General features: G+C 67.9%; 20 protein-coding genes and 1 pseudogene. 13 read left to right on the top strand and 8 right to left on the bottom strand.

Annotated elements, in window-relative coordinates:
• Positions 1-165 precede the first annotated feature (165 nt).
• Positions 166-1,140, top strand: a complete 975-nt coding sequence (locus WYM_RS22535) for a glycosyltransferase family 4 protein (RefSeq protein WP_083866208.1) — start codon at positions 166-168, stop codon at positions 1,138-1,140.
• On the opposite strand, the gene WYM_RS20040 is transcribed toward WYM_RS22535, so the two are convergent.
• Complete coding sequence (locus WYM_RS20040; protein ID WP_237739402.1) at positions 1,101-2,165, bottom strand: polysaccharide pyruvyl transferase family protein; 1,065 nt, start codon at positions 2,163-2,165, stop codon at positions 1,101-1,103. The two genes, WYM_RS22535 and WYM_RS20040, sit on opposite strands and share 40 nt — an antisense overlap.
• 102 nt (positions 2,166-2,267) lie before the next feature.
• Between WYM_RS20040 and WYM_RS21765 the strand changes: the two genes are divergently transcribed.
• Positions 2,268-3,419, top strand: a complete 1,152-nt coding sequence (locus tag WYM_RS21765) for a hypothetical protein (RefSeq protein WP_157525122.1) — start codon at positions 2,268-2,270, stop codon at positions 3,417-3,419.
• A gap of 842 nt (positions 3,420-4,261) precedes the next feature.
• Here WYM_RS21765 and WYM_RS11515 read toward each other — a convergent pair.
• A complete protein-coding gene (locus tag WYM_RS11515) occupies positions 4,262-8,005 on the bottom strand; it encodes a DUF3376 domain-containing protein (protein WP_019180991.1) in 3,744 nt (1,247 codons plus the stop codon).
• Positions 8,006-8,272: 267 nt separating this feature from the next.
• Between WYM_RS11515 and WYM_RS11510 the strand changes: the two genes are divergently transcribed.
• From WYM_RS11510 to WYM_RS20035, 4 genes are all read left to right on the top strand, one after another.
• On the top strand, positions 8,273-8,533 hold the full coding sequence (locus tag WYM_RS11510) for a hypothetical protein (protein WP_019180990.1): 261 nt from the start codon (positions 8,273-8,275) through the stop codon (positions 8,531-8,533).
• Positions 8,534-8,675: 142 nt separating this feature from the next.
• Complete coding sequence (locus tag WYM_RS11505; protein ID WP_019180989.1) at positions 8,676-9,101, top strand: DUF4260 family protein; 426 nt, start codon at positions 8,676-8,678, stop codon at positions 9,099-9,101.
• A gap of 316 nt (positions 9,102-9,417) precedes the next feature.
• Positions 9,418-9,663 carry a hypothetical protein gene (locus WYM_RS11500; RefSeq protein ID WP_019180988.1) on the top strand — a complete coding sequence of 82 codons (246 nt, stop codon included), beginning with the start codon at positions 9,418-9,420 and terminating at the stop codon, positions 9,661-9,663.
• A 367-nt stretch (positions 9,664-10,030) separates the two neighbouring features.
• Positions 10,031-11,428 (top strand): HNH endonuclease signature motif containing protein, encoded by a 1,398-nt coding sequence (locus WYM_RS20035; RefSeq protein ID WP_040569292.1) that lies wholly within the window; start codon positions 10,031-10,033, stop codon positions 11,426-11,428.
• 199 nt (positions 11,429-11,627) lie between these two features.
• Here WYM_RS20035 and WYM_RS11485 read toward each other — a convergent pair whose 3' ends face one another.
• A complete protein-coding gene (locus WYM_RS11485; protein ID WP_157525120.1) occupies positions 11,628-12,902 on the bottom strand; it encodes a hypothetical protein in 1,275 nt (424 codons plus the stop codon).
• Between the two features lie 264 nt (positions 12,903-13,166).
• Between WYM_RS11485 and WYM_RS21760 the strand changes: the two genes are divergently transcribed.
• Positions 13,167-13,307 (top strand): hypothetical protein, encoded by a 141-nt coding sequence (locus WYM_RS21760; RefSeq protein ID WP_157525118.1) that lies wholly within the window; start codon positions 13,167-13,169, stop codon positions 13,305-13,307.
• Positions 13,308-13,369: 62 nt separating this feature from the next.
• Here WYM_RS21760 and WYM_RS11475 read toward each other — a convergent pair whose 3' ends face one another.
• Positions 13,370-14,962 carry a DUF5979 domain-containing protein gene (locus WYM_RS11475; protein WP_019180983.1) on the bottom strand — a complete coding sequence of 531 codons (1,593 nt, stop codon included), beginning with the start codon at positions 14,960-14,962 and terminating at the stop codon, positions 13,370-13,372.
• On the bottom strand, positions 14,934-15,395 hold the full coding sequence (locus WYM_RS11470; RefSeq protein WP_019180982.1) for a hypothetical protein: 462 nt from the start codon (positions 15,393-15,395) through the stop codon (positions 14,934-14,936). The genes WYM_RS11475 and WYM_RS11470 overlap by 29 nt, the downstream gene beginning before the upstream one ends.
• 269 nt (positions 15,396-15,664) lie before the next feature.
• On the opposite strand from WYM_RS11470, the gene WYM_RS11465 reads away from it, so the two are divergent.
• The 6 genes and pseudogenes from WYM_RS11465 to WYM_RS11440 all read left to right on the top strand — a co-directional run bounded on the left by WYM_RS11465 (position 15,665) and on the right by WYM_RS11440 (position 21,975).
• Positions 15,665-16,708 (top strand): alpha/beta hydrolase family protein, encoded by a 1,044-nt coding sequence (locus tag WYM_RS11465; RefSeq protein WP_157525116.1) that lies wholly within the window; start codon positions 15,665-15,667, stop codon positions 16,706-16,708.
• A 138-nt stretch (positions 16,709-16,846) separates the two neighbouring features.
• Positions 16,847-17,971: a glycosyltransferase gene (locus tag WYM_RS20030; RefSeq protein ID WP_019180980.1), complete on the top strand. Its 1,125-nt coding sequence runs from the start codon at positions 16,847-16,849 to the stop codon at positions 17,969-17,971.
• A gap of 407 nt (positions 17,972-18,378) precedes the next feature.
• A pseudogene (locus WYM_RS22530) lies at positions 18,379-18,525 on the top strand (DapH/DapD/GlmU-related protein); the annotation flags it as partial.
• A complete protein-coding gene (locus WYM_RS20020; protein ID WP_019180978.1) occupies positions 18,522-19,706 on the top strand; it encodes a glycosyltransferase in 1,185 nt (394 codons plus the stop codon). The pseudogene WYM_RS22530 and the gene WYM_RS20020, both read left to right, overlap by 4 nt.
• 42 nt (positions 19,707-19,748) lie before the next feature.
• Positions 19,749-20,726: a glycosyltransferase gene (locus WYM_RS11445; protein WP_040569280.1), complete on the top strand. Its 978-nt coding sequence runs from the start codon at positions 19,749-19,751 to the stop codon at positions 20,724-20,726.
• A 10-nt stretch (positions 20,727-20,736) separates the two neighbouring features.
• Entirely contained in the window at positions 20,737-21,975 is a 1,239-nt protein-coding gene (locus WYM_RS11440; protein ID WP_019180976.1) for a hypothetical protein, read from the top strand.
• A 13-nt stretch (positions 21,976-21,988) separates the two neighbouring features.
• On the opposite strand, the gene WYM_RS11435 is transcribed toward WYM_RS11440, so the two are convergent.
• From WYM_RS11435 to WYM_RS11425, 3 genes are read right to left on the bottom strand one after another with little or no spacing between them, the layout of a single operon-like run.
• The gene (locus tag WYM_RS11435; RefSeq protein ID WP_157525114.1) at positions 21,989-23,626 is read right to left on the bottom strand and encodes a lipopolysaccharide biosynthesis protein; all 1,638 of its coding nucleotides are present in this window, start codon (positions 23,624-23,626) and stop codon (positions 21,989-21,991) included.
• Entirely contained in the window at positions 23,623-24,468 is an 846-nt protein-coding gene (locus WYM_RS11430) for a glycosyltransferase (protein WP_040569290.1), read from the bottom strand. The genes WYM_RS11435 and WYM_RS11430 overlap by 4 nt, the downstream gene beginning before the upstream one ends.
• A 5-nt stretch (positions 24,469-24,473) precedes the next feature.
• A complete protein-coding gene (locus WYM_RS11425; protein WP_019180973.1) occupies positions 24,474-26,039 on the bottom strand; it encodes an O-antigen ligase family protein in 1,566 nt (521 codons plus the stop codon).
• Between the last annotated feature and the right edge of the window lie 2 nt (positions 26,040-26,041).

Here is a 26,041-nt window from a genome sequence, read left to right as displayed (position 1 = left end):
CAGAAAACCGGGGCTGAGCGCTCCCTTGTCGCGCTCGTAAGAGCAACTCGCGAGTCGCAAGTCGCACGCCGGATATCCATCGTGCTTCCGAAGCCTGGCCCTATCGAGGACCTACTTCGAGAAATAGAAGGCGTCACGATCGCATATCGGAGCACGCGCCATTGGATGAGCCCGACAACCACCCGTGCGCGTCAAATCGCGCGCACGACCAGCGCCCTGTTGGATGTCTTGCCGTGGGTCGTACTACTCAGGCGGATCGAGCCGGACTTGGTCATAGTCAACAGCAGTGTTACCCCCGCGCCACTGTTCGCGTCCCTCCTGTTGGGCCGAAAGGTGGTCGCATACGTTCGAGAGTCCTTCCTTGGATCTAGTCGAGCACTGGAATCGATACTTCCAAAGAAAGTCATCCTTCGAGCTCTACGAAAGGCCACTTGTACGGTCGCAGTCTCGGACTACGTTTCCGAGACGCTGGGCGGAGCGGACTTGGTGTGTTGGCCCGACCCCGAAGCACCCTCGCTGAAGCCGAGCCATGAAGCGAGTTCTGTTCCCGGACGTGTTCGCGCTGTGATGCTAGGGAGTGTCTTTCGCGAGAAGGGCCAGCTAGACGCGGTCCTTGCGGTCCTCGAAGCGCGGCGCAATGGGGCCGATGTAACGCTGGACATCTACGGGTCGGGCTCAGCTCGGTCGATCGAGAGACTGCGCGACGCGATCGAGGCTGGAGGCGGGCAAGAACATATTCGTTACCACGGTCCCACAGATGACGCTTGGGGGGTCTACTCGAGAGCGGACGTCAGCCTCGTGTGCTCGTCAGAAGAGGCTTACGGGCGCGTTACGGCCGAATCCATTCTCGTTGGCACCCCCGTGGTGGGGTACGACCTAGGCGGGACGCGCGAGATTCTTCGCGCAGGCGGCGGCATCCTGACCGCGCCCGATCCTTCATCTCTTGCTGAGGCGCTTTGCGACGTGTCGACAGATCCCAGCCGACTCGCTGACCTGCGAAGGGATTGCGCTCTAAGGGCAGAGTCGAGATACGGCTTTGGCGATGCCCGGACCACCATGCGACGAATCATCGACTTTGTTGAGGGAGTTGGCCCGGACCCTCAAAATCCGCCGCCACTGCCTACTTCTGAGGCAGCTTGATTACGCGTACTCAATGCGGCACGAGCGTCAGCAGTCGCCAGAATCGTTTCCACCCGATCTTGGACCTCATTCCCGTTGCCTGCCAGCGTGAGGTTCTCAAGCTTGTGCAGATAGCCCTCGTACAGCGCGCGAACCTTCCCCGTCTCATTGTCGAGCGCGATAACCGGACGCCCGATGAGGGCGCCGAGTACTGACGCATGCAAACGATCGGTGACTACGACTCGGCCGAGGGAGAGCGCTTTCGTCGCTGCGCGAACATTGATCTCGGCCTGGCTTTGGTAGCAGGCCTCGACCAGAGATTTCAGTTTGCGGGCAGCGAACCTGGAACGTTTCGTGACGGCGCCAGGAATGTGCAGCACCGCCCATGCCGCCAGGTCCCATCCCTTGAGGGACCACTCAGTCTCGCGCCTGGTCCAAGTCTCCCTCAGCTCGATGGTATGTCTCGCTGACTCATCGTCGCGGCGAATCAGCATCAGGACGTCGAGCTTCGGCGGACTCGCGGGAGACTGTAGCCCGTATCCCAGGGCGAGGTCAGGGCAGAACCTGACCGTTGTACCGCCGAATAGTTCACGAGCGCGCCCAACGCCTGCGTGATCTCGTATCAGTAGTGTCAAGTTCCTGTGCTCGCCAAGCACGGCTTGCGCTTGCCTCAATCGTTCACCCTGAGAGAAGTCGACGCTCTGCGGCAGCTGAATGATCTTGCGGTCAGGAAAGTCGACGATTACCCGCTCCCTGAAATCCTGCATCGCAGTCCAGCGGTCGCCGAAGTTTCCGCCACCTTGAATCAGAATGGGCCCGTCGGGAACAGCTTCCCTTAGCAGCGCAGGGTCGTACCGCGACATGTCTGCGATGTAATCGACCACGACACCGAGCTGCTGCAAGTACTTGCGCGTCCCCAGCCAAATCAATGAGTCGCCCGCGTTTTGGTGATTCGGGAAGTCAACGAGTGCAACGCGCGTTCCCGGAGGGATTTCCTCGGCGAGGATCCTCATTGTGGTGTCCTGGATCGATCTGAGTCCGCTCACCATTGAAGGCTACCGCCCTGCGACCCCCAGCATTGGCTCGAGCGAAAGCCGATGGGAGCGCCATGTTGCCGTCGACAGCGCTCTCCGGGCTAGGCTTTTTCGGTGCCGAACCGCGAGCTCGTCGTTAGCGCCCGAGACGGGCATACCGCCCTCGAAGCGACTGTCCATTTTCCAGACGGGAGTGTCGCGCAACCATGGATGCGATCGGAAGACGTTGAGCATGACTCAAGCGACCTCACGTCGTGGATGATCGCCACCCTCCCTCTCGCCATGCGATTGCGCGCGCACCTCCGGCTCGAAGGCAACGTCGACGAAGCGGCGCTGGAGAACGTGGCGCGGGCGCAAGAAGTGTTAGCCCGCTGGTTCCCGCGAGAGCTCAGCCGTATCGAAATCACAAGTGAAGGGCGGCTCACGGGGACCCCGGCAGGCGGATCTGGGGCCTTCTTCAGCGGGGGCGTAGATTCCTTCTTCACCGCTCAGACCGCAACGCCTCCGCTAGACGTTCTCATTTTCGTCGGAGGCTTCGACATACCTTGGGATGCTGCACCGCGGCTGGAGTTCGCATGGAACGGCACACGGGCCGCGGCGGAAGAATTTGGGGCGCGTGCGATTCGCGTAGATTCCAACATTCGCGAACTCACGGACCCATACCTGCACTGGGGCTACGTCGCACACGGTGCGGCTTTAGCTGGCGTGTCCTACGCGCTCCGCCGCCACGTCAGCGACGTTCGAGTAGCGTCCAGCTACAACACCGAACAACTACATCCTTGGGGTACGCATCCCGAGCTGGACCCATACTGGTCGTCCTCGGTGCAGCGACTTAGGCACGACTCGACGACGGAGACCCGCGCAGAGAAGGTGGCTTCGATCATGAGTGCTGCCAGCGCCCGCGCTGCACTGCGCGTGTGCTGGCAGGGAGCCACGGAGGGCAATTGTGGAGTCTGTGAGAAATGCGTGCGAACGCGCGTGAATTTACGCGCGAGCGGACACGACGGCGCCTGTGAGACGCTGCCGCCCCTCGATCTTGCCGACTTGCGTCGGCTACCGCTGTCCGACCCTTCGGAACGGCTATTCGCCGAGGAGAACCTGGCGTATATCCTCGACAACGCGGTGCAGGACCCGAGCCTGCAGCAAGCACTGGAGGACGCGATACGTCGTGGCATTCGGCGCGAGCACATAGCAAAGGCGGCGCGGGCCAGCGTGTTCAAGCTTCCTGGCGCAAGACGTCTCGCTGACCTGCTTCGCGGTCGGTGAGCGTCGAAGGCTCGCTCTGGAGACACGGATCGATCTGTCAATGCGCTGGACATTCCTCGCGAGTCCTCGCACCACCGCACCCTGTCGTGCGTTAGCTCGCATCTCGGGCGCGCCGTCGCCGACACGCGCCCTGTGGGACGTGCGCCAGAAAGGACGCCCTAGACGAGGATCAACCTACGACCGGAGTTAGCCGGGCAGTAGCGCAGGACACGAATGCCATCTCGGCGTCCAAGCTGCAAGATTAGACCGTTCGCTTCGACACCGGACCCCAACGTGCGTCGGCAACAATCCCGAACAGAACAGCCAGGCCTGAACGGTGCGTGCTGTTCTTGACGGGTCCCCAAGCGCGCTAGGCAAACGCGATCCACCAGGTCGGCCAGCTTCCGCGGCAGCACCGTCTAGCCCCGCCTCGATGCGCACGCGCCTGGTTCTGTTCTCGTATACCGCCAAGGTGTACTCTCCAAGCATTCGACGCAATCTGGGGTTGCATGTCGGATTAGGGGGAAGTGCAATGCAAGTTTGGCGTGCGCTGGGGCGTGGTGCGATCTGGTTGTTTGAGCAAGTCGTACTGCTGTTGATTTTGGCTTACGGGCATCTCATGCTGTTCATGAGCGCGCGAGCAACTCGATCGGATGGTCACCGACAAGCGGAACTCGAGACGATGAAGTAGCTCGGCACGCTATACCGGGCGCGCGGCGGCTGAGCCGTCTTGGTGGCGGTGCCGCACGGGCATGGTTCGGCGAGCACTCCTGCATGATCGCGGATGCACGGTCGCCAGTCATTGCGTCCTTTGTCTGAAAGACACCGTACCCGCCACACCGACAAAGAGCACCGTGGTCGGGCTACGCTCGCCGCGCGGGCTCGTCACTCGGCGTGTAGACCGACTTCCAGATCGCCGGCAGCCACCACACCGTGGAGCCCCACAGCCAGAGACTGACGATCGCCGGATATACCCACGAGAGCCACCCACCCCACTCGAATGCCGGTGCAAGCCACGGAACCGCGGCCGTCAATGCGGCTGCAACGCCGACCGCCACGAACTGAAGAAATGAAGCGACCTTGGGCCCGGGCCGGGGCCGGCGCGCGAAGCCGAAGAGCCAGCCGTAGGTAAGCACCCATGCCAGCACCGCGCCGATCGCCGCGGCGATGATCGCATGCCAGATCTCGTCCACCGCGACGACTTTCACCCATTCGATCGGGTGCACCAGCCATGCCGTCGCTACGATCGCGAAAGCCACCACGATTGCGGAGACCGTTGGGAGCGAACTCCGGCCCGATCTCATAGTCGGAGCCAGGAACCGTCCGTGCGCGAGCACGGCCAGGGCCAGCGCCGCGATGAGCAGCACCCAGGTGCCGGGCCCGGTCTGCCAAGAGACCACGCTCAGAGTGACGGCCAGCGCGACGGTCGCGATCGCTGATGCGGCGAGGATGCCACCAAGCCACGCCGAGCGCCGGAGCGGCTTTGCCAGGTACGACCGGCGCTCGGCGTCGAGTGCACGATGAAGCGCTGCATGTCGCAGGAGACGCTCGACGATTGTGCGCCCAAGGACACTGGCGATCACCACGACGAAGATGCTTCCCACCACGCCGGCGCCGAAAGTCAGCGACGTGGGAGACGTGAAAGCGATGAAGGGGGCCGCCAAGATCGCGACAACGAGCGCCAGGCGCGCGGGGGCGAGCGCGAGGGGCACGAAGACGAGGAGCGGTCGCAGGATCCACTGGACCACACGACGAGGTGACAACGGTCCGGCTCCCCGCGTGAGAGCCTGCGACGCCAGCCGGAGCAGCCGCGAGGCGACCGCGAGCCGGTAGCTGGGGTCGAGTGCGGGCAGACCCCCGGTCTGCGAACCGAGCGACGCTCGGAACGAAGCACGGGAGACGACATCCGTCGAGGCTGTCGCCCCGCTCCACTGATCGATGACGGCGTTCTCGACGCGCAGCCGTTGTCCGAGCGCGAGCGCAGCCGCCTCGCCGCTGGGGTGGGGAGGGAGTGCCGCGAACGACTCGAGCACATCGATGATGCCGTGCGCGGCGTCGACCCGACCCCACCACCAGTCGTTCGCTCGCCAGTCACGACTGAGGAACCCGGCGAAGTTGAACAACCCCATCCCGGCGAGCTTGGTGCGGGGCCGGAGGAGATCGTCGGGCATCAGCCGCCGTACGCTCTCCGACACCCGCTTCTCTCCGCGCCTGTCGCCGTTCGTCATCGCGAGCTTTCGCGCATCCGGCAGGTGAAGCTTCATCAGCGCCCGGTACCCGTCGACCATCTGCGCCTGCATCAGCGTGCGGAAGGCTCGCGGCTGAACGAGGCACTCGGCGGCCGTGATGTCTTCGTACTTCATCGCGGGCATGACCATGGGCATGCCGCGAGCGGCGACGAGCGGCGCGAGGTCTCGGGCGCCGAAGTCCGCGCTCGTGCGTCCGATTCCCGACCATGGTGACCGGGCCCAATCTGACGAGCGGTCGTAGTCCCTTTCATCCGGTACCACCGACGGCGGGTTTCCCACTCGCTCGTCCATCGCGTGCGACACCGCGCGCAGCAGGTCCATCAGGGGTCTCAGCTCGTCCCACGATTCGGCGGGCTCGGCAGCATTCGCGTAGCGCAGCCACGCGCTGGTGACTGCTCGAGCGAGACGCCGAGGATCGACCTCGCCACTCCGGCCGACGGCATCCGTCACCTGCAACAGGCACCTCAGCGCCGCGTCGCGCCGGCGCACCGCCCCATTCAGCGCATCGTGCAGCGCCTTGCGCAGGTATTCCCGGTCAAGGCGCGACGGCGCAGACGCCATCGCGATGGCGTGGGGCCACACCACAGCGTCCAGCCCATGAAGCGTGTAGGTCTCGTCGTGCCAGAACGCCGCATCCTCGATGGAGCGCAGCCACGCGATCAGACAGCGGCAGGCGTCGACCAGGGCCTGACTCCCCGTGCAGATGCCGTCGAGCCTGAGCCGGCTGGTGGCGCTGCCGACCCGCCCGATGAAGTCGGACTCGAGAAGGCGGAGGTCTTCGCGACTGTAGGCCAGGTGCGAGGCGGCAGGCTCGTCGGTGGTCAGCTGCCACAACGACGGCTCCGCGAGCACACGCACGAGCAGGTCGAAGTCGGTTCCCGAACGGAAACGGGCGTAGGCCTGCGAAACGTGCTCGGGCAGGCCGTTGCCCTGGCGAGGGATCGGCTGCTCGGTGATCGGTCCGAAGAGCTCGTCTTTAGCCTGCTCGATGAACAGCGTGCGGCGGAACTGCTCGACGACGTCAACCTCATCGTCTTTCGACTCGCGCCCGAGCATGTGACCGACCGCCGTGAGCACGACGCCGACGAAGGTCGACCGCTCATCCCGACGCTTGGTACCCGGCTCACCCTCGCGGGGCCGCTTCGGCGCCTCGCCCTCGTACGCCACCGGCCGCACGAGCCCGTCGAACTGCAGTTTCGGGCTCGGGTCGAGATAGATCATCGCGCGGTTCACATACCGGTCTGCCGACCGATCGCGGATCGCCCGGAGCGTGCGTTCGATCGGCACGTTGTCGGTGACTCCCCCATCGACCACCCGGAACGGATCGAGCACTCTGCCGTTCGGCTCCGCCGAGCGCTGCGTGGGCGGACGGGCCTGCCGGTGAGCGTGGAAGGCGTGACGCATGTCGACCACGTCTGACGGCGCCGCGTCTTCGCCGGAGTAGATGAGCGCCGGCTCGAAGGCGCCCGGAAAAGACGAGGTCGTGCGCGCCGCATACGCGAGTCGCTCGATCGCGCGCTCCCACCCGACCGTGCCCCGACGCGGAATGCGCCTCCCCTCCAGATCGGTCTCTGTGCCGCCCGAGAAGTGGAAGTGCCCTTTTCCTTCGCGGATGCCGCGCTCAGAGCTCGTTTCGCCGTCGATGATCGTCGCCGACAGGTCGATCGACACCCGGGAGACCAGCTCGTCATGGCTCGGTGCGGTCGTGTGCAGCTTCGAGAGGGCGTCGGTCATCTGGCCCCAGAAGTAGTCGTCCCCGCGAAGGATCGAGTCGATGCTGCCGACCTGCGGTTCTCGCAGAAGGTTCCACACATCGCCGCTGTCTTGCCAGGTCTCGAGGATCTGGTCGGTGCTCGCACCCACGCGCTGCGCCACCCCGTACAGCACGGCGTTGAGACCGCCGGCGCTCGCACCCGCGAGCACGTCGATCTCGACGCGGTCGTAGCGACGTGAGACCAGCAGTTCGGCGTAGCAGGTGGCACGCGTGATCACATGGCGGTGCTGCTCGAGGGGGTCCGTGCCGGTCGGCCAGGTAACGAGCAGTTCTGCGCCGGGGTGGTCGGCGGTGCCCGTCAACCGGATGCGCCGCAACAGGTCGAGCTCGGTCACGGCGCCACCGATCCACACGGCCAGACTCACGCCGCCCTTCATCGCCAACGCCACGCGGAGCGTACGGCCGAACGGTTGATCGGGCGGGTCGTCGGTCGAGGCGCGGACCGCCGGCTCGCGGCCGCCGATGGGAAGCGTGATGGCGCCTTGCTCGAATGACTCTGGGGGCGCGATGGTACCGCGGTCGGGCGGCTCGGTGCGGGCCGCCCTGCGGTCGGCAACGCCTTCTGCAGTCTCGAACGCGCTCACGGGCCCCACCCTTCGTCGCCGTCGACGTAAGCACAGGTATAGCGCAGGTCAGGGCGCGCGGATAGATCTGCGGCGGAGTCGCAGCTCCTGATCGGTCAGCGTCTCGAGCTTCCCCGTCTCTGCGGTGCGTTGCAGCCCTCGGCATCCGTCGTCCGATCGACGCGATCGGCGTACCTGCGGTTCGTCGCCACCCCGTCTGCTGCATCCTTCCTCCGGCCACATGAGCGCTCTACCGCGCATCGAATCTATGTTCTATTCTCATATGTCATGACGGCGACAGAAATCAAACGCGAGATGACCCTCTGGATGAGCAACGACATCCCGGCGCGGATGTTCTACGCCGGGAAGCGGTGGCGGGTGACCGACACCCCGACCCGGTTGCGGGAGTCGATCTGGACGGCACCGCTACAGCACGGGTCCGGTCTGTACGGCTGGCGGTTCCAGGCCACCAGCGACGGCGGTGACGTCGCCGTATTCGACGTGTACCGCGACGAAGACGACTGGCACGTGCACCACTCCTACACCTGACAGCCCCACGCCGTGCCTCCCACGGTCGAAGCGGCACGGTGGAGAGCAGGCGGTATGTAGGTTGATCGGCGCTTGTGCGGTCGTCGGAACAGGTGTGTGCTGTCGAAATGGCACCGTTGCCCGAGATGAGAGGACGCGTGCGATGACCGAGAGACGACCCGGCGGCGATCAGAAGGCGGTCGACACAATCCAGCGGGTGGAGAACGCCGCGATCGCGGTGGCGATCCTCGTCGCGGTGATCGCGTCGGGGCAGCAGTGGTGGTGGCTGGCGGCCGCCTTCCTGATCTTCGATCTCTCGGCGATCGGGTATGCGGGCGGCCCTCGCCTCGGCGCTCTGCTCTACAACGCCGTGCACAACTACACCGCACCGTCGATCCTGCTGGCGGCGTACGCGGGACTGACACTCGCCGGCCAGGATCTTGGCTGGCTCGCCCTTGCGGCAGCCTGCTGGGCGTTCCATGTGGCCGTCGACCGCGCGCTCGGCTATGGACTCAAGATGCAGGACTTCTCGCATACGCATCTCGGTCGCATCGGGCGCGGCAAGCACCAGGCGAGCGTGAACCCCTGATCACTCGTGCTTCCGGCCTTGTGCGGATCCGACGCGGCGAGGCGCGCTGGCCCGCTGCGGTCAACGGCTGCTCCTCGACGCGGGTGGCTCGCCGGCACGGGGAGCGGGAGATGAGCGTGCCGCCCCGCACGAAATCCCATCGGGTGAACCGCATAGGCTCCGAGTCGCTTCTCGGCGATGGAGTGATCCGTTCGGCAGCCATGCTGTCAACGTAGCGACGCCCACGGCGGGGTGCGGCGTCTCGCTCGGCGCATCGGTGACCCCTCGACGACCCGGCATGCGCAACCCGTGAGAGGTTTCGTCATAGGCTCGGTCGATGGAGCCGAAGGTGCGCGGATGGTTGGTCGCCGGTAGCGCGCTCCTTGCACTCGTTGGGGCGACCGTGACCGTCGTCTACTTCTTCCAGCCGTGGCGCAGCTGCGACTACGAGGACACGTCGGCGGGATGCGCGATGCTTCCCGGGGACGCGGCAGTGATGACCGTGGCAGCACTCACCACGCTCGTAGCGGTTGGTGTCTTCGTGTTGGCGCTCCTCGTCAAGGAGCGCTCCGCCGGGCGGTGATCTACCGCTCGTCGGCCGACCTCGAGGTCGCGGGCGATGTCGGAGCCAGGGCGAACTCGAGGCTGCGGGCGACTCGAGGCGGGAGCGATGTCGGGTCAGGGCGGATGTCGGAGGTCGCTGCCATAGTGGACCTCGTCGAAGAGAACTGGTGGTTCGGGCCGATCTGAAGGTCCGAGCACCGCGTGCCTGAAGCGCGCAGAGTGGGTGCTATCCCTCAGGGGACGAGTCGCGCGACGCCGCGCGGCCGACATGGATCGCGCGCTCGTCGCGCGGCCGGAGCGGTTCACGCATCGTGCGTGGCCGGCACAGGGCTCTCGCGATCATCGCGAGAACGGGTTCGCGCGACGGCGCGAACGAAGGGCACGACGTGGACCACGCAGAACGCGACAGGGCCGAGGCGCAGCGCGCCGGCGACCTTGCCGACGAGCTGCAGCGGATCCAGGCCGAAGAGGCCGCCCTGCACGCCCGCCGGACGCGCGTCCTCGCCGAGGCGTGGGCGCTCGCAGAGGCGCAGAAGGCTCGGATTCCATCCACCGCCTCGCGACTCCGCGACATGCCGCTTCGGTCCATGGCCGCCGAACTCGGCATGGCGGTGCGCGTCAACGACCGCACCATGCAGTCGCACATGTGGGACGCACACGTGCTCGCGACCGAGTTCGAGACGACGCTGGCAGCGCTCGACGACGGGCGCATCACCAGGGCGCACGCGAACGCCATCGTCGACACCGGCGGCGCCATCGACGAGCCGTCCGCGCGAGCGGCCTTCGAGCAGAAGGTGCTCGGCTATGCCGAGACGACGACCGCCGCGCGGACCCGCGCCTACGCACGTTCACAAGCCGACGTTTTCAATCCGCGCACAATGCAGGAGCGGCACGACCTGGCGCTGCAGGGTCGCCGCATCTGGGTCACCGACCTCGACCATGGCATGTCGCTGCTGAGCCATCTGCTCCCCACCGTCATGGCGCACGGCATCCTCGACCGCACCACCCAGCAGGCGAAACAGATCAAGCAGATCGATGCCGCCCACCGCCTCGAGGTCGAAGAATCGCGGAAGGTCGAACGCGCCACGAAGACCGCCGCGGGCGACGCGATCCAAGCCGGGGCAGGCGAAGGCGACGCTTCAGTGTCGGACACGGACACGCTCTGGTTCGACGAGCGAACGATCGATCAGATCCGGGCCGACCTCGTCGCCGACATGCTCCTCACCGGGTCGCCGCTGATCGACCCGACCCTCGACGCCCTCCCCGGCGGTCTCGGGGCGATCCGGGCTCGGGTGCAGGTCACCGTACCGGTCACCACGCTCACCGGTGTCACCTCCGGTGGTGCAGAGCTCGACGGCATCTCACCCGTCGATCCCGAGACTGCCAAGCGCCTCGCGGGCACTGCACCCGGGTGGGATCGCGTCTTGACCGACCCCGTCACCGGCATCGTGCTTGCCGTCGACCGCTACGAAGTCAGTGCTGCGCAGCGAAGATTCCTCAACGCCCGCGACCGACATTGCCGAGCACCCGGATGCCGCAAACCGGCCCGATTGTGTGACCACGACCATACGCACGACCACGCCCTCGGCGGCAAGACCGAACTCTGCAACCTCGCGTGCCTGTGCAAACGCCACCACACCCTGAAGCACGCGACCGACTGGCGGGTGAAGCAACTCCCCGGCGGAGCGCTCGAATTCACCAGCCCGTCCGGTCGCACCTACCTCGACAGCCCAACGCCGCGCGTCGTCTTCCTCCCCAGTGAAGGGCCGGCCGCCCCGTTCTGACGGAGGCGAGGCAGCCGCAGACGCGATGGATCATACTCATGAACACCGGATTCTCGGACACTCGCCCGGCACCTGTTCAGGCGCGCCACCAGCGAAAGCGAGATCCCCGCGGCGTCGACGCCACGCACGTTCCGCGAGAGCCCCACCGCGGCCGCGGCAGAGACGCCGAAACCTCCCCCGATCTCGCTCGGGGCGTCGGTCAGAGGGCTGCCCAGATCGACGCCAGACGCGCGGCATCGGGCATCGGGCAGTTCGCCGAATACCAGCTCGTCGGAAGCGGCGTACCCTGCGGCGCATACGTGGCATCGACGGTGAACGAGCCGGAAGCTGCCGCCGGTGGGTTGTGCGACACCACGGTGTTCGCGACGCTGGAGAAACTCCACCCCTGCACAGAACCGGCGATGAAGCTGTCGGCCGCGTTCACGCCCGTCACCTGGTCGGTAGTCTTGCCCCACAGCGTGTTCTGACCCGTCATGACGTGGCGACCCGAACCGATCGGGTAGCGGCCGGTGCCGCGCAGACCGCCGATGAACGCCGAGTGCGCCAGCGTCACGTTGCGCGTCTGCTCCATCATCAGCACCTGCGAGCTCGACTGGAAGAACACGCTGTCTTCGAAGCGCAGATTGCGGATGCCGCCACTGCCGCTCGAACGGCTCGCTTGCAGGGTGTCGCAATGCGCACTCGACCCGGCCGCCTTGTACGCCGGCGCCACATAGCAGCCACGCATGGTCACGCCGTCGATGGAGAAGTTGTTGGCCACCCGGAACGCCATGCGGTCGTTGTCGTCGTCGATCTGCTTGGCCAGTACGCACTCCACGAACTCGATGCCCGTCGTGTTCGCCCCGTTGGCGGTGACGTTCAACTGGCCGACCGTCGACCACGCCAGGGCGAAGTCCTGCGAATCGCGCACGAGCACCGCCTGATCGCTGAAGTTGAAACCAACGACGGAGACACCCGAGACGCCGACGAACGAGTACCCGCGACTCGCCGCTTGCGCGATGGTGCCGCTCGCGGTCACCGTGCCCCACCCGTCGCGCGGCACGACGAGCACCCGCCACTGGCGCCCGCTCGCGTTCACGCCCTGCAGCACGCCGTGATCGGTCGAGCCGGCGCCGTAGCCGAAGTCGAAAACGCCCGGGCGAACGGCGATCTTGATCTTTCCCTGCGGCTGCTGGGTGAGCGCCTGGGCGATCGTGTTCTGAATCGTCCACCAGTTGGGATCGACCTCGATCTCGAGGTCGAAGGCATCCGTCAGGTGCGGCGTGCGCGACGGCCAGTGTCCGCCGGTCGGGCCGAAGATGCCGGTCGCCGGTACGACCACCGGCTCTCCCGGGACCTCGCATGCCACAGCCCCCGGCACCGAGCCGGTGGCCGCGCTCGCGGTCGAAGGAGTGAGTGCCTGACCGAGAGCGAAGGCAGGGATCGCCCACAGGCCCGCCCGCAGCACATCACGGCGCTTCCAAGATCTGTTCACTGCTTCCACGATCGTCCCGATCCGTCGTCGAACGCTGTCGAGTACACAACTACACCAGTTGTCTTCTTTCACACAAGTAACAATTTTCACAGCGGATCGCGACCGGGCGGCCTGCTCTCGCCTGCCGTGCCACATGGCTCCACGCCTGGGCACGTAGTCTGGAACCGTGCTCGTCACACCTCGACTCGTCGCTGATCGTCACGGATCTGCCCCGCGCAGAACCGCGGCCGGTCCAGAGCTGACCCGGACGATGGGAAGGCCGTGATGCGTACGTGGGCAGTGGCCACCGGAATCCTGGCCCTTCTCGCGCTGATCGCGGTGGCCGCTCGGATCGTTCCGCAACTTCGTCGCGACGCCGATCGCGAAGGCGAGCTCGACTCGTGGGCAGGCTCGGACGCATCCTGAGCCGGCGCGCCGGGTCGCCGCCGTCGCCGCCCCTCGCGACGACGGACCACGTCGTCTGAGCCTCACTCACGGAGGATCCGCCGGCGTCGCATCGCCACCACCAGAGCCGCACCCACCAGCAGGAGCGCACCACCTGCCGCGATCGGCACCAGGCTCACCTCCCCACCCGTGGCCGGGAGCGCGTCTGGACCACCCGGCGACGTCGGCGTGGGAGTCGGCATCGGCGTCACACCACTCGGGGTCGCGACATTGGTGACCTCGACGATGACGGGCTCCGGGCCGAGCACGATCGGCGAGATCTCGGGAGTCTCGCCCCACGCGATCCCCGGAACGCTCGGCGGCGTCTGCTCGGTGAACGACACCTCATCGCCCACGCTGAGCTCCGGGCCGTCTACGAGGGCGCCGTCCGCGGTGATGACGAGCGGCTGGTCAGCCGGCTCGCCGTTGACCGCGTAGTCGACGGCGAACTCCGTGTCGCCCGGCACGTCGTCAGCCCCGTCACCGATTAGCACCTTGCGCACCTGGAACGTGGCCGTCTCGGGGGCCACGACCGCCTTGTTGACGAACTCGACCGAGACGGCGTCGGTGAAGCCGACCCCCGGAATGGAGAGAGCGGTCTCAGTGCCCGTTCCCGTCGTGGTCGATCCGTCCTGGTGGGTGATCGTGTACGAGGCTCCGACGAGTGCGAAGCCGTCCTGCGGCGCCTCGGTCAGCGTCAGCGTGGCGGCTGCCGAGTCGGAGTACGTGACCGACCAGGATGCCTCGCCGTCGGCGTTGTCGCCCGAGCCGGTCAGCTGCGGGTTCTCGCCGACGATGGACGCCGACCCGGCGCTGACCTCAGAGACGTCCAGCGAGAAGCTCCACCCGTCAGCAGGCGAGGGGCTCTGACCCGCGGCATCCACCACCGTCTTCGTCACCGTCACATCGGCGGCGCAGACGATCGTGTTGACCACGGCCCGCACGTCATCCGTGAGGGTGTCCCAGTCGCCCTGGAAGAAATCCGAGCCGAGCGTCGGCCCCGAGATGGCTGCGAGGTTGCGGTTGCGGTCGCCGGCGAGCGCGTTGCCGATGCCCATCACCAGGGAACGCGTGCCCTCGGCCTTGACGGCATTCGCCGAGAAGACCGCCTGCTCGAGCGAGGCGATCGTCACGCGCGAGCCGTCGACGCCCACACCGCCGGTCCCGGACGCATCGCTCACCCAGTTCGGCGCACCGTCGGTGAGCATAAGCAGCGCGTCATAGGCACCCGGACGCTCCGCGACGCGCCGCAGGGCGAGGTCCCAGTTCGTCTGCTGGGTGGCGCCGGGCACGTTGGCGGTGAAGTCGGCGATGTCATCGATCACACCCGCGACCTCGGCGGGGTCGTCCAGCGACCACGGACCGCTCTCCCGTCCGAGCACGGGCGAAGACGAGCCGAAGGTGCCGAGGCTCAGCTCGATCGGAAGACCGGCCAGCTCCTCCACCATCGTCGTGAACGCGTCGCGGTACCGCAGCCGCTGGAGCTCGGTGACGGAGCCCGACAGGTCCATCTGCACCATGAGCTCGAAGGGATCCCGGCCGGGAGCGCACACCGGCAGCACCGTGGGGTTGCGCAGTCCCGATGCGACCACGAGCGAGTTGAGCGTCTCACCCCTCCCCTGCTGCGGGAACGCCACGGTCTCCCCGCCGCCAGGGCGGGGTGACCCCTGGGTAGAAGCGCAGGGTCGCCGGTTCCGAGGATGTGCCCGTCATCAGCGAGGGAATCGGGTACGCCGCCTCCCCGGCATCCGTCATCACCACGAAGAAGCGAGCTCCCTCGTTCATGCCGCCCGGCCCGGTGTCGGGCACCTCGATGATGCAGTCCAGGGCACCGTCGGCGATCTCGCACGAGTAGCCCGTCGGCACGCCTGGGTGATCGCCGGCCACCGTGTGGAGCTCGAACGTCGTGCCCTCGAGGAACGCGGGGTTGTCGAGATCGGAGACGGGAGCGCGCTGATACGCCACGCGGGCGTTCACGACGACGTCGGTCGACGTGGCGGAGACGGTGTCGTCAGCGGCTGCGGCGGATGCCGGCATCACCACCAGAGGCGCCGTCAGCGCGGCCGCCATGAGGGCGACCGCAGCGGTTCGAAATCTCGTCTGGATCCGCGTCGAATGCGCGCGCTGCACAGAAGGCAACTGGTCCCCATTTCCGCCCCGCACTCGGAGCAACCCAACCCCTCACGGAGAAACGCGAGGCCGGTGTGACTGGCATCACACGTGCGACCTCGCGTATTCACGTCGAGACTAGGGGTCCCAGGTCGACGATCAGGATTCGGTCATGTAAACGTCGTGTGACATCGCCGAGCGACCTCTGCTCACGCAGGTACTGTCGGCCTGTGCCTGTCGCTCCTCTTCGCCGGCGCCGATCGCTGGGCTGGATGCTGGCGGCCGCACTGTCCGCCACCTTCCTGCTGACCGCGTGCACGTCGGACACGGCGACGGCTCCGACGCCGACGGCCACGGCGACTCCGACGATCGCGCAGGTCGACACCAGCAGCGTGCGCACGCTGATCGAGAGCGACCGCGAGACGCCGACGGTGGAGACCACTGGCACCGTCCCGTCCATCGCCGGTGAGACCGCCATCGGCGTGTCGTATCCCAGCGGGGGGCTGAACGTCACCGGCGTGCTGCGCATGCCGCAGGCCGAACAGCCCGTGCCGATCGTGATCGTCGTGCACGGAAGCGTCGACCCCGAGCGCTACGAGACGGGGCGCGATCTCGTGCCGGAGCAGCGCGCGCTGCTCGACGCCGGCTATGCCGTGCTCGCCGTCGACATGCGCGGCTACGCCGGATCCGACGCCGCCGACGCCGCGAGTCCGTCCGTCGACCCCGGGTTCGGATGGGCCACCGTGCTGGACTGGGGCATGGCGCTGGATGTCGTGGGCGCCCTCGAGATCGCCCGCAGCGGTCAGCTCGAAGGAGTCGAACCCGACGCGGTCGGCCTCCTCGGGCATTCGCTCGGCGGCCTCCTCGCCCTCGACGCCGCAGTGATCGCCCCTGGCGCAGCCGACCTCGTGATCGCGATGAGCGCACCTGCCGCCGACCTCGACGCAGCCATCGAGCTCGCGGTCGCCGCCGACCCCGATGTGGCCGAGCTGCTGCCGGACGGAGTGCCGTCGCCCACCGAGAACCCGGAGTACTGGGCCGACATCTCACCGGCCAGCTTCTTCGACCGGGCGACCGAACCGCTTCTACTGATCCACGGTTCGGCCGACGACGTCGCGCCGGCACAGTGGGCCCAAGACACGGCGGATGCCTGGACTCAGGCGGGCGGCGATGCCGAGGTCGTCATCCTCGAGGGCGGCGACCATCACCTCGAGCCGCGGCGCGACGAGGGCGATGCCATCATCGTGGCGGCGTTCGATGCGGTGCTGCGCTGACCAGAAGAAATCGGCCAGATGTCCGTCATGAAACGATCACGTGACGAACGGCCGATGGCGCCGACCCCCGGTCTACATTGAAGCCAGCGATGCTGCTTGGGGAGCATCGCTTTTTGTGTGCCATGGGGAGGCGCGAGTATGAAGCAACCGCGCGTCGCGGTCATCGTCCGTTACGGACTCAATCCGAGCAGCTGGGCGGTCCGGTACGACCGGGGAGAAGTCGCGGACCGCACGCCGTACGCGTACCACCTGGCCGAGCCGGAGGTGCTGCTCGAGTGGTCGGACGATCGCCCCGAAGGCCCGCTCGCACGTTGGTGGCGCATGACGGTCAAGCGCATCCTCGGCTTCGACTTCGTCCACGTGTGGCGCAATCGTGCCGTCATCGCCCGCGCGGATGCGGTGTGGACACACACCGAGCGGGAGCACCTCGCCGTGGCCCTTCTCAAGGTGCTGAACTCACGCGCGTATCGTGCCGCAAGCATCGCCCAGTCCGTATGGCTGTGGGACCTGTGGCCCGAGCTGTCGGGTCTGCGCCGGAGCTTCTTCCGGCGCCTGCTCCAGCGGCACGCTGTCGAGATCGTGCTCAGCCGTGAGAACCGCGACGACGCGCGGCGGGAGGCCCCAGGCCGCAGCGTCTTGCGCGTGCCGTTCGGCACCCATTTCGCCGACGCGGGCACCGACGGCGAGCGCCGGCCGCGCGTGGTCGTGGTCGGCAACGACCGGCACCGGGACTGGGACCTCATGGCGGCGACGGCGCACGCCCTGCCCGACGTCGACATCGACGTCATCTCGCTCGCGAGCGAGGTGCACGCCCTCGACTGGCCCCCGAACGTGACGGTGCGCAGCCTCCGCCAGGCCGAGCTGCTGCGCACGCTGTACCGCTCGAGCACGGTGGTCGCGCTGCCGCTGCGACCCAACCGTCATGCATCCGGCTGCACGGTCGCGATCGAGGCGCTGTCGGCCGGCGTGCCGGTGGTCGCGACCGACGTCGGCGGAATCGACGAGTACCTCGAGGGCAGCACGGCCGGCGCGCTGGTGCCCGCTGGCGACGTCGACGGGTTCACGCGCGCCATCGCGTCACGCGCGCGCCATTACATCCCGGAAGACACCGGGCTCCCCGGGATGCGCGGCCTCAGCGAGCACGACTACATCACCCGCCTGGTGTGGATCACGCGGTCCGTGCTGACGAGCACGCCGATCCCTGACGCCGTCGAGGAATTCGCGGCGATGGCGTCGGTCGATGATCAGGAGCACGTCGCATGAGCACCCTCGACCTGCTGATATCGGCCCAGCGCGGCCGCGACCTCGTCTTCAGCAAGCTCGCCGCTCGGGGTTTCGCGAGCTTCGGCAGCTCGTCCCGCATCCTGCTGCCGACCCGGCTGTCGGGCGCCCAGCACATCGCCGTCGGTGACCGGGTGCTGATCGGGGCCGGATCCTGGCTCATCGTGCCCGAGCAGAAGTCGCCCGGTCCGAACATCATCATCGGCGACCGGGTGCGCATGAATCAGACGTCGATCTCGGGAGTACACCGCGTCGAGATCGAGGAGGGCGTCGCCCTCGCCCGCGGCTGCTACATCTCCGATCACTCGCACGGCTTCGACGACCCCGACCGGTTCGTCCGCGACCAGCCGCTGTCACGCGTGGCGCCCGTGCACATCCGCCGGGGGGCATGGCTCGGGCACAACTGCGTCGTGCTGCCCGGGGTCACCATCGGCGCGGGCGCCGTCGTCGGCGCCAACAGCGTCGTCACCTCCGACATCCCCGACCGCACTGTCGCGGCCGGCGCCCCCGCACGAGTCCTGAGGGAGCTGCCATGACGCTTGCCGAGCCATCGCCTCTGAAGCCGGCGTCGTCGCACCACGCGCGCGACTTCGTCTTCACCTTCTCGTACGAGTCGTACGCCGACGCCCACAAGCGCGGCATGATGCGCCCGCCCGACCGGCTCGTCTCGGCACTCATCAACAGTGCCGACGTGCGCCGCATCCTGGTGGCCGACCCCTATCGCTCCTGGGTCACCAGCTGGGCGCGCACCCTCGTCGACATCCAGCACCGCGCGCGGCAGACCGACAAGTTCCGGCACGTCAGCCCGATGCGCATCGCGCGCGCCGACCCGGTCGACCTGGCGGGGGTGGAGAAGGTCTATCTCGGCTACGAGGCGATCGTGCGGCGAGCGGCCGACGGCGCGGGGCTGGAGCGCCCGGCCTTCGTCACGGCGAGCCCGCTGGTGGCCGGCTTCGCCGATCTCGACTGGACCGACGGCGCGCTGTACTACGCGCGCGACGACTGGCTCAGCTCGCCGGCGCGGCGACGCTACTGGCCGGCGTACCGCGAGGCGTATCAGCGCATCGCTGACAGCGGGCGTGCCGTCGCCGCCGTCTCGCAGGAGATCATCGACCGGATCGAGCCGACCGGGCCGCACCGCGTCGTGCCCAACGGCATCGAGCCGTCGGAGTGGCTCGGCGCCCAGCCCGCACCGCCGGCGTGGTTCGAACGCATCCCGGGGCCGCGCGCCGCGTACCTCGGCACCCTCGACTCCCGGCTCGACATCGAGGGCCTGGAAGCACTGGCGACAGCGAGGCCCGACGTGCACATCGTGCTCATCGGGCCCGTTCCCGACCACGGCTACATCCGCTCGCTCCGCGACCGGCCGAACATCCACATTCGCGGAGAAGTACGCCGGCGCGAGGTCGTCGCGGTGCTGCGCAACGCCGAGCTCACGCTGCTCGCCCACCGGCGCACCGCGCTCACCGAGGCGATGAGCCCGCTCAAGGTGTACGAGTACCTCGCCGCGGGCCGCCCGGTGCTGGCCACCGACCTGCGACCGGTCAACGGGCTCGGGTCGCGCGTGCTGCTGGCCGACACCGTCGCAGACTTCGTCGATCTGATCGATCCCGCATTGGGGATGGGGATTCAGGAGGAACCGGCGAGGGCCTCGTACATCGAGGCCAATGCGTGGGGGACGCGTCACGCCGAGATCCTGTCGCTGATCGGCGGCTGACCGACATAACGCTCCTGCGGGAGCCCGAACTGGGGATGACACATGACAACTGGGGATGTACTGCTCGTCTGTTCCGGCGGAGGCCACCTTCGTCAACTCGCCGGTTTCGCCGAGCGCCTGGGGTACGCGCCGGAGAAGCAGGTCTGGGTGACTTTCCGCAATGGCCTGAGCGAGTCGCTGCTGGCCGGCCGCCGGGTGGTCTACGCGCCCTTCACCGCACCGCGCGACGGCAAGAACTTCGCAAAGCTCGTCGCCATGTCGGGGTCGGTGTTCCGGGGCACCCGCTTCGTGGAGGCGGTGAGCACCGGCTCGAGCCCGGCGGTGGCCTTTCTGCCGCAGGCCGTGATGCGCGGCATCCCGGCCCACTACATCGAGAGCGCCGCGCGCGCCGACGGTCCGTCGATGACCGGCAGGATCATCGCGAAGATGCCGGGCGTGCGCACCTACACGCAGTACCCGGCGTGGGCCGACGACCGCTGGCAGTACCGCGGCTCGATCTTCGACGAGTACGAGCCCGGTCCGACCGAACGCTCCCCTCGCAGGCCCCGTCGCGCCGTCGTCTCGGTCGGCACGCAGGAGGGGTATCCGTTCACCGCGATGATCGCCGCCGCCGTGCCGCTGCTGGCCGGAATGGATGAGGTGCTGTGGCAGACCGGTGACGCCGAGGTGGGCGGTCTGGGGATCGACGCGCGGCCGAGCGTTCCGCACGCCGAGTTGAAAGCGGCGATCCGCGACGCGGACGTGGTGCTGACGCACGCCGGCGTGGGGGCCGCACTGACCGCGCTCGAGGCGGGCAAGCACCCGATCCTCGTCCCTCGCCGCGCCGAAGCGCACGAGCACATCGACGGGCACCAGATGCAGGTCGCTCGCGAGCTGTCTCGCCGCAATCTCGCGACCCTTCGCCTGCCCGAAGACCTCACGATGACCGACATCGAGGAGGCCGCGCGACGTACCGTGCAGACCACCGTTCCCCCGCAGTTCACTCTGCTTCCCACCAGGGGTGTGAAGACACTCCGCTGATCGGAGGCCTATGGGCCAGCTTTTCGACCGCCGCAGATTCCTCAGCGCTGGACTGCTGCTGACCCTGGGCGCCGCGACGGCGTCCTGCGCCCCCGTTCCACGGCGAGCCGTGACCACGCCTTCCGCAACACCGTCGCCCACACCCTCCCCCGCGACGGCCGGCGGCGAGAGCACCAGCATCCGGCCGGCGGTGTCGACGTCGTACGGACCGAACGGCACCCACTTCCCCGAGGACCTTCCGTGGCTCGGCGAGGTCGCCGCGGTCGAGGTGGAGGCCGAGTGCGACTGGGTCGACATCGCGCGGGTCGTGAAACGGCTGACGCGCGAGGACGTCGCAGCGGGTGTCATGGTGCGCGTCGCGCCCGGTGAGCTTCCGGGCGCCGGGGCGAAGTCGTCCTCACAACCCGCCCTCGGCGGCATCGGCGACCCGGAGTGGCAGCGCAACGTCGTCATCTGCCCTCGCGACGGCTTCGGGTCGGTACGGATCGCCGATGCCGGCATCCGCCTCGACCAGTGCTCGAAGCTGTCGTTCTTCGGATTCGTCAGCGAGGGAGGCCTCGCGCTGACCCAGTGCACCGGCGTCCAGATCGGCTGGAGCCGCTTCTCGTCGGCCAACATCACTCGCGGCGGTGCCGACCTCGCCTTCTACGAACTCGTGCTCGGCTTCCGCCAGAACCCTGAAGACACGGCGGGGCTGCGGCCGACCGAATCGTTCGCGATGACGAACATCAGCCGGCACGGATGCGTCTTCGGTCCCTCCGTCAAGCCCGCCGGCAGCGACGCCCACTGCGACACCGTTCAGCTGGAGGGCACCGGAGACGGCGCCTTCGGGCCCTTCGTCAGCGTCGACTGCGTCGACTACGGTTCGTCGAACGCCGCGATGCTGTTGCACGACAGGCTCGTGAGCGCCGAGTACCGTCACTGCATGGTGCTGGGCGGCCAGTTGCCCTGGCGGGTCTACCCGCTCCAGCCGGGTGACTACGATGGCGATCCGAACGCATTCTCAGGCGGATGCCGTGACGTGCGCCTGCACGATTCCATCGTGGCCGGCGCGGTCGGACGGATGGGGTTCACCGTGGTCGAGAACAGCACGCTCAGCTATGCCCCCGTCGCCTCGCAGCAGCCGTCGGGATCCGGCCGGTGGAAGGTCGACGCATCGATCGCCGGGTGGAGCCGCGACGAGATCATGTCGCATCAGGAGCTCGCCGACTACGACGAGGCCTCCCTCGCGGCGCTGTGGCGGTGGTGACGGGGCTCCAGCCTCACCGGTCGCGCGGACGCAGATCCCGGCGCAGCGGACCGTCACCCGCCGCCGATGAGATCCGCGCGTGCGGCTCCCGGACGGTCGGCTCGGCCTCGGCGGCCTCGGCGAAGGTCTGCGGCTCGACCGGCAGCAGCTCCTCGTCGATGACAGCCTCGGCCTGAGCCTCCTGCGCCGGCGTCTTCGGAGCGCGAACCCGCTTGACGAAGTCCAGGATGAGGGCGACGTCGCTGCGGTATCCGGGGATCAGGAACAGCGGCGCGACGCACACCAGCGCGGCTGCGCAGCCGACGAGGATCTCGAGGATCGCCAGCGGCGTGGGGATCAGGCGCGAGAGGAAGTACGCCGCGAGGAAGGCGACGATCGCCATCAGGGCGGGGCGCAGGATGGGCAGCGCGATGTCACTTCCTCGCACGAACGTGCCGCGGATGGCGAAGGCGAAGCCCGGCACGAGCAGCAGGAGACTCATCACGCCGTACGTGATGACCAGGCCGTTGAGGCCGCCCCACCAGATGCCGAAGAAGTAGCCGCCGATGATCAGGGGCCGGGCCACCAGGTCGTAGACGAACTGGCGGTGCGAGTGCCCCAGCGAGATGTAGATCCAGGTGCGCAGCCGGCCGATCGCCTGCGCGAAGCCCGCGATCGCAAGGAGGGTGAAGATGGTGGCCGCCGTCGACCAGTTCGGTCCGAGCAGCAGGGAGACCAGCGGCTGGGCGACTCCCGCGGCGATCGCGTACGTCGGCAGCGTCAGGTAGCCGATCACCAGGGCGGCGCTGCGGATGTAGCGGCGGTAGCGCTCGCCCTCTTCCCGGAGGGTGCTCAGTACCGGAAGCGCGACGCGCCCGAGGGGGCCGTTCATCTGCTGCAGCGGCAGCAGGAACAGCGCATAGGCGCGCGAGTACTGGCCGAGCGCCGTGGGGCCGAGCGTCGCGCCGATGATGACGTTGTCGAGGTTCTTCTCGGCGTACCCCAGCAGCTCGGCGCCGAAGATGCTGCCGCCCGTTCCGAGCAGCGGCCACGTCTCTCTCACGATGCGAGGCGGGCCGAACTTCGGGCGGACGATCGCCCACAGCACCACCAGCCGCACGAGGAACTGCGCACCGGCCATGGCCACCAGCGCCCAGAAGCCCCAACCGAGAAACGCGGTGACGATCCCGACCACGACGCCGAGTGCCATCGTCGACACGTCGAGCGAGGCCAGCGTGCCGAAGCGCATCTCTTTCGTCGCGCGCGCCTGCAGCGGCATGACGAGCCCGCTGAGAAAAACGCCGGGCGCCATCAGCAGCGTGATCTGCACGAGTCGCGGCTCGTCGTACAGCGCCGCGATGAGCGGCGCGCACAGTGCCACGATTCCCGACAGCACCATGCCGATGCCCGCCGAGAGCCACAGCAGACTGCGCCACACGCGTTCGCTGAGGTTCTGCGCCTGGATGATCGCGCCCGTCATGCCGAAGTCGCGCACGAGCTCGGCGATGCCCATCACGGCTCCCACCATCGCGATGAGGCCGAAGTCGGCAGGGGTGAGCAGCCGTGCCAGCACGATCGTCGAGATCATCTGCAGACCGGCGCGCCCCCAGAGCCCGCCCATCGTGAGCAGGATGCCGCGGCTCGCGTGGCGCGCGAGGTTCGTCGAGCTCACGACCCGGCCGTCCGGGTCGTCTCGTCGCGGCCCCACGCGATGCGGGCACGCCGCGCCAGCAGGCGCCGCGCGCGGAGGTGCGACGTGGCGTAGACCGCGCAGTACGTCGCGAATCCGGCCCACAGCTGCGGCCGACGCCACACGCGTTGCAGCAGCACCTTCGCGCCCGCGCCCCCGGACGGCGGCGCGAGGTCGGGATAGCGCTCGGCGAGCTGGCGATTTCCGGCGGCGATGCGCGTGTTCCGCCGGATCAGTGCACGCAGCGTCGCGGGGGCGCTCACCGCGAACGTCAGGTCGCGCGGTGCCAGGCGCTCCTCGGGCGAGAAGAGGCGCTGCACGAAGAGGTCGTCGGCGATCACGTCCGGGAACCGGTCGAACCGTCGACGGCCCTCCTCGCTCAGCATGTACACGCCCGAGCCGATGTGCCCGCTCGCCCGGTAGCCGGTGAGCGCCCACACCCGGTAGTACTGACGGACCCACCAGGATCGCGACGGCAGCACCTGCATGGCGGGTGCGGCGACGAGCGCTCCGGGAGTGTCGGCGAGCCGCGCGGCGAGCGCGACGAGATGCGATCCGGCCACCTGCACATCGGCGTCCACGTAGGCGACGGGGTACGCGCGGACGGCGTCGCTGCCCAGGTTGAGCGCGGCGATCTTCGAGGCGGTGTCGGTCTCGACCACGCGGACGCGGTCGTCCACGCCGCGGGCCAGCGGCACCGTCTCGTCGCTGCAGCCGTTGGCCGCGACGATGACGTCGATATCGCGCCCGTGATCGGCGAGGATGCCCTTCAGCGCGCGCTCGATGACGGCGGCCTCGTCGTGCGCGGGGATCACGACGCTCATCGCGCTCACGCGGGCACCCTGTCCGCAGCGCCCCGGGCGACGGCATCCGCTCTCGTCTCCCACGTCTCGCGACCCTCGGTCATCGCCCACGCGGCGACGGCGTAGAGGATCGCCAGCAGCAGCAGCGTCTGCATGAAGGCGAAAGCGTCGTAGAAGAACATCGAGGTGGTGTACCCGACCGTCGAGGTCGCGATCGCGAACGCCAGGAACCGCCGACTCTCGGGCGCCGACGACCGCAGCGCGAAGCGCATCATCACGAACACCGGCCAGACGAACAGGGCTCCCAGGCCGATGATCCCGAGCACGCCGGTCTCGAGCAGCGTGCCGAGCCACTGGTTGTCGAGGATCTGGGCGTTGCGCTCATCGCCCACCACGATCCGGCTGCCGAGCCCCGTACCACCGAGGGGGTTCTCACCGAACTCGCGGAACGCGTCGGGCAGATCGGCAAGTCTCCCCTGCCCCGCCATCCCTGGACTCGTGAGCTGCGAGGCGATGACGCCCTGCACGTCGAAGAGCGACAGCACCATGGTCTCGAACAGCTGCGGGAGCACGAGCCCCACGACGACGAGGATCGGCAGACCGATCACCGTGAGAAGGCCCGCGAGCTTGGGCCGGAAGACGAGGACGAACAGGAACATCACGCCGAGCGTCACGACCCCGGTGCGCGACACCGCGGACAGCATCCCGACCATCATCGCCCCGAGGGCCGCCGTGTAGACCAGCTTGCGGGTGAAGGCGAACCGCGGCCACGGGCTGTACTTCATCAGGTAGATCGCGAGCGGGATGATCATGCAGAACAGCACGGCGAGGGCGATCGGATGCTGCGACGACGCGTACGCTCTGCCACCACCTGCACGCAGGGACTCCGCGTCGTCGCGCAGGATGGTCAGCGGCAGGAACTCGTGCAGCATCAAGAAGACGTTGCGGCGCGTCAGGCGCTCCACGAACGCGAAGAAGCCCACGAACGCGCCGGCGAACACGATGACATTGAGCAGGATCATCGTGACCTGCTCGGTGGAGAGCATCTGGCGCGTCAGGATGATCACCGACAGCAGGAACGCCAGCTGGAAGATGTTGGCGAAGCCCGCGTTGATCAGCCCCGCCTCGGTGATCGTGACGGCGTTGATCATCAGCGAGGCGAACATCGTCCACAGGAAGATGGCGATCGGCCAGCCCCACACGATCGGCTTCAGCGACGACGTACCCCGACGGAAGACGGCGATCGCGAGCGCCACGAGCAGACCCGCGATCAGCACCCGGTACGGCTCGAGGGCGAACCCGACGCTGATCGGCAGCGCATAGCGCCGGATGGGGACGAGGAGGACGACCGCCGTCAGCACGAAGAGCATCGTCGTCCAGTTGAAGAACGCGCGACGGAAGACGAAGAGGCCCGCCGTCACGAGCAGCACCCCGCCCACGATGAGCGGATCGAGGAAGAAGATGGCGGCGATGACCGCGGCGCCGACGACGAGTGCGAGCACGACGTCCAGCGGCTTCGTCCGCCGCCGTGGCGTCTGCCCCTGGGGCGTCTGCCGCCGGGGCGGCGAGGCGGTCGTCATGGGATCGACCATGT

The sequence above is a fragment of the Microbacterium yannicii PS01 genome, assembly GCF_000304335.1.
GTDB lineage: Bacteria > Actinomycetota > Actinomycetes > Actinomycetales > Microbacteriaceae > Microbacterium > Microbacterium yannicii_A.
Note: the sequence above shows the minus strand (reverse complement) of the source record. Positions and strands in the feature narration are given on the sequence as shown.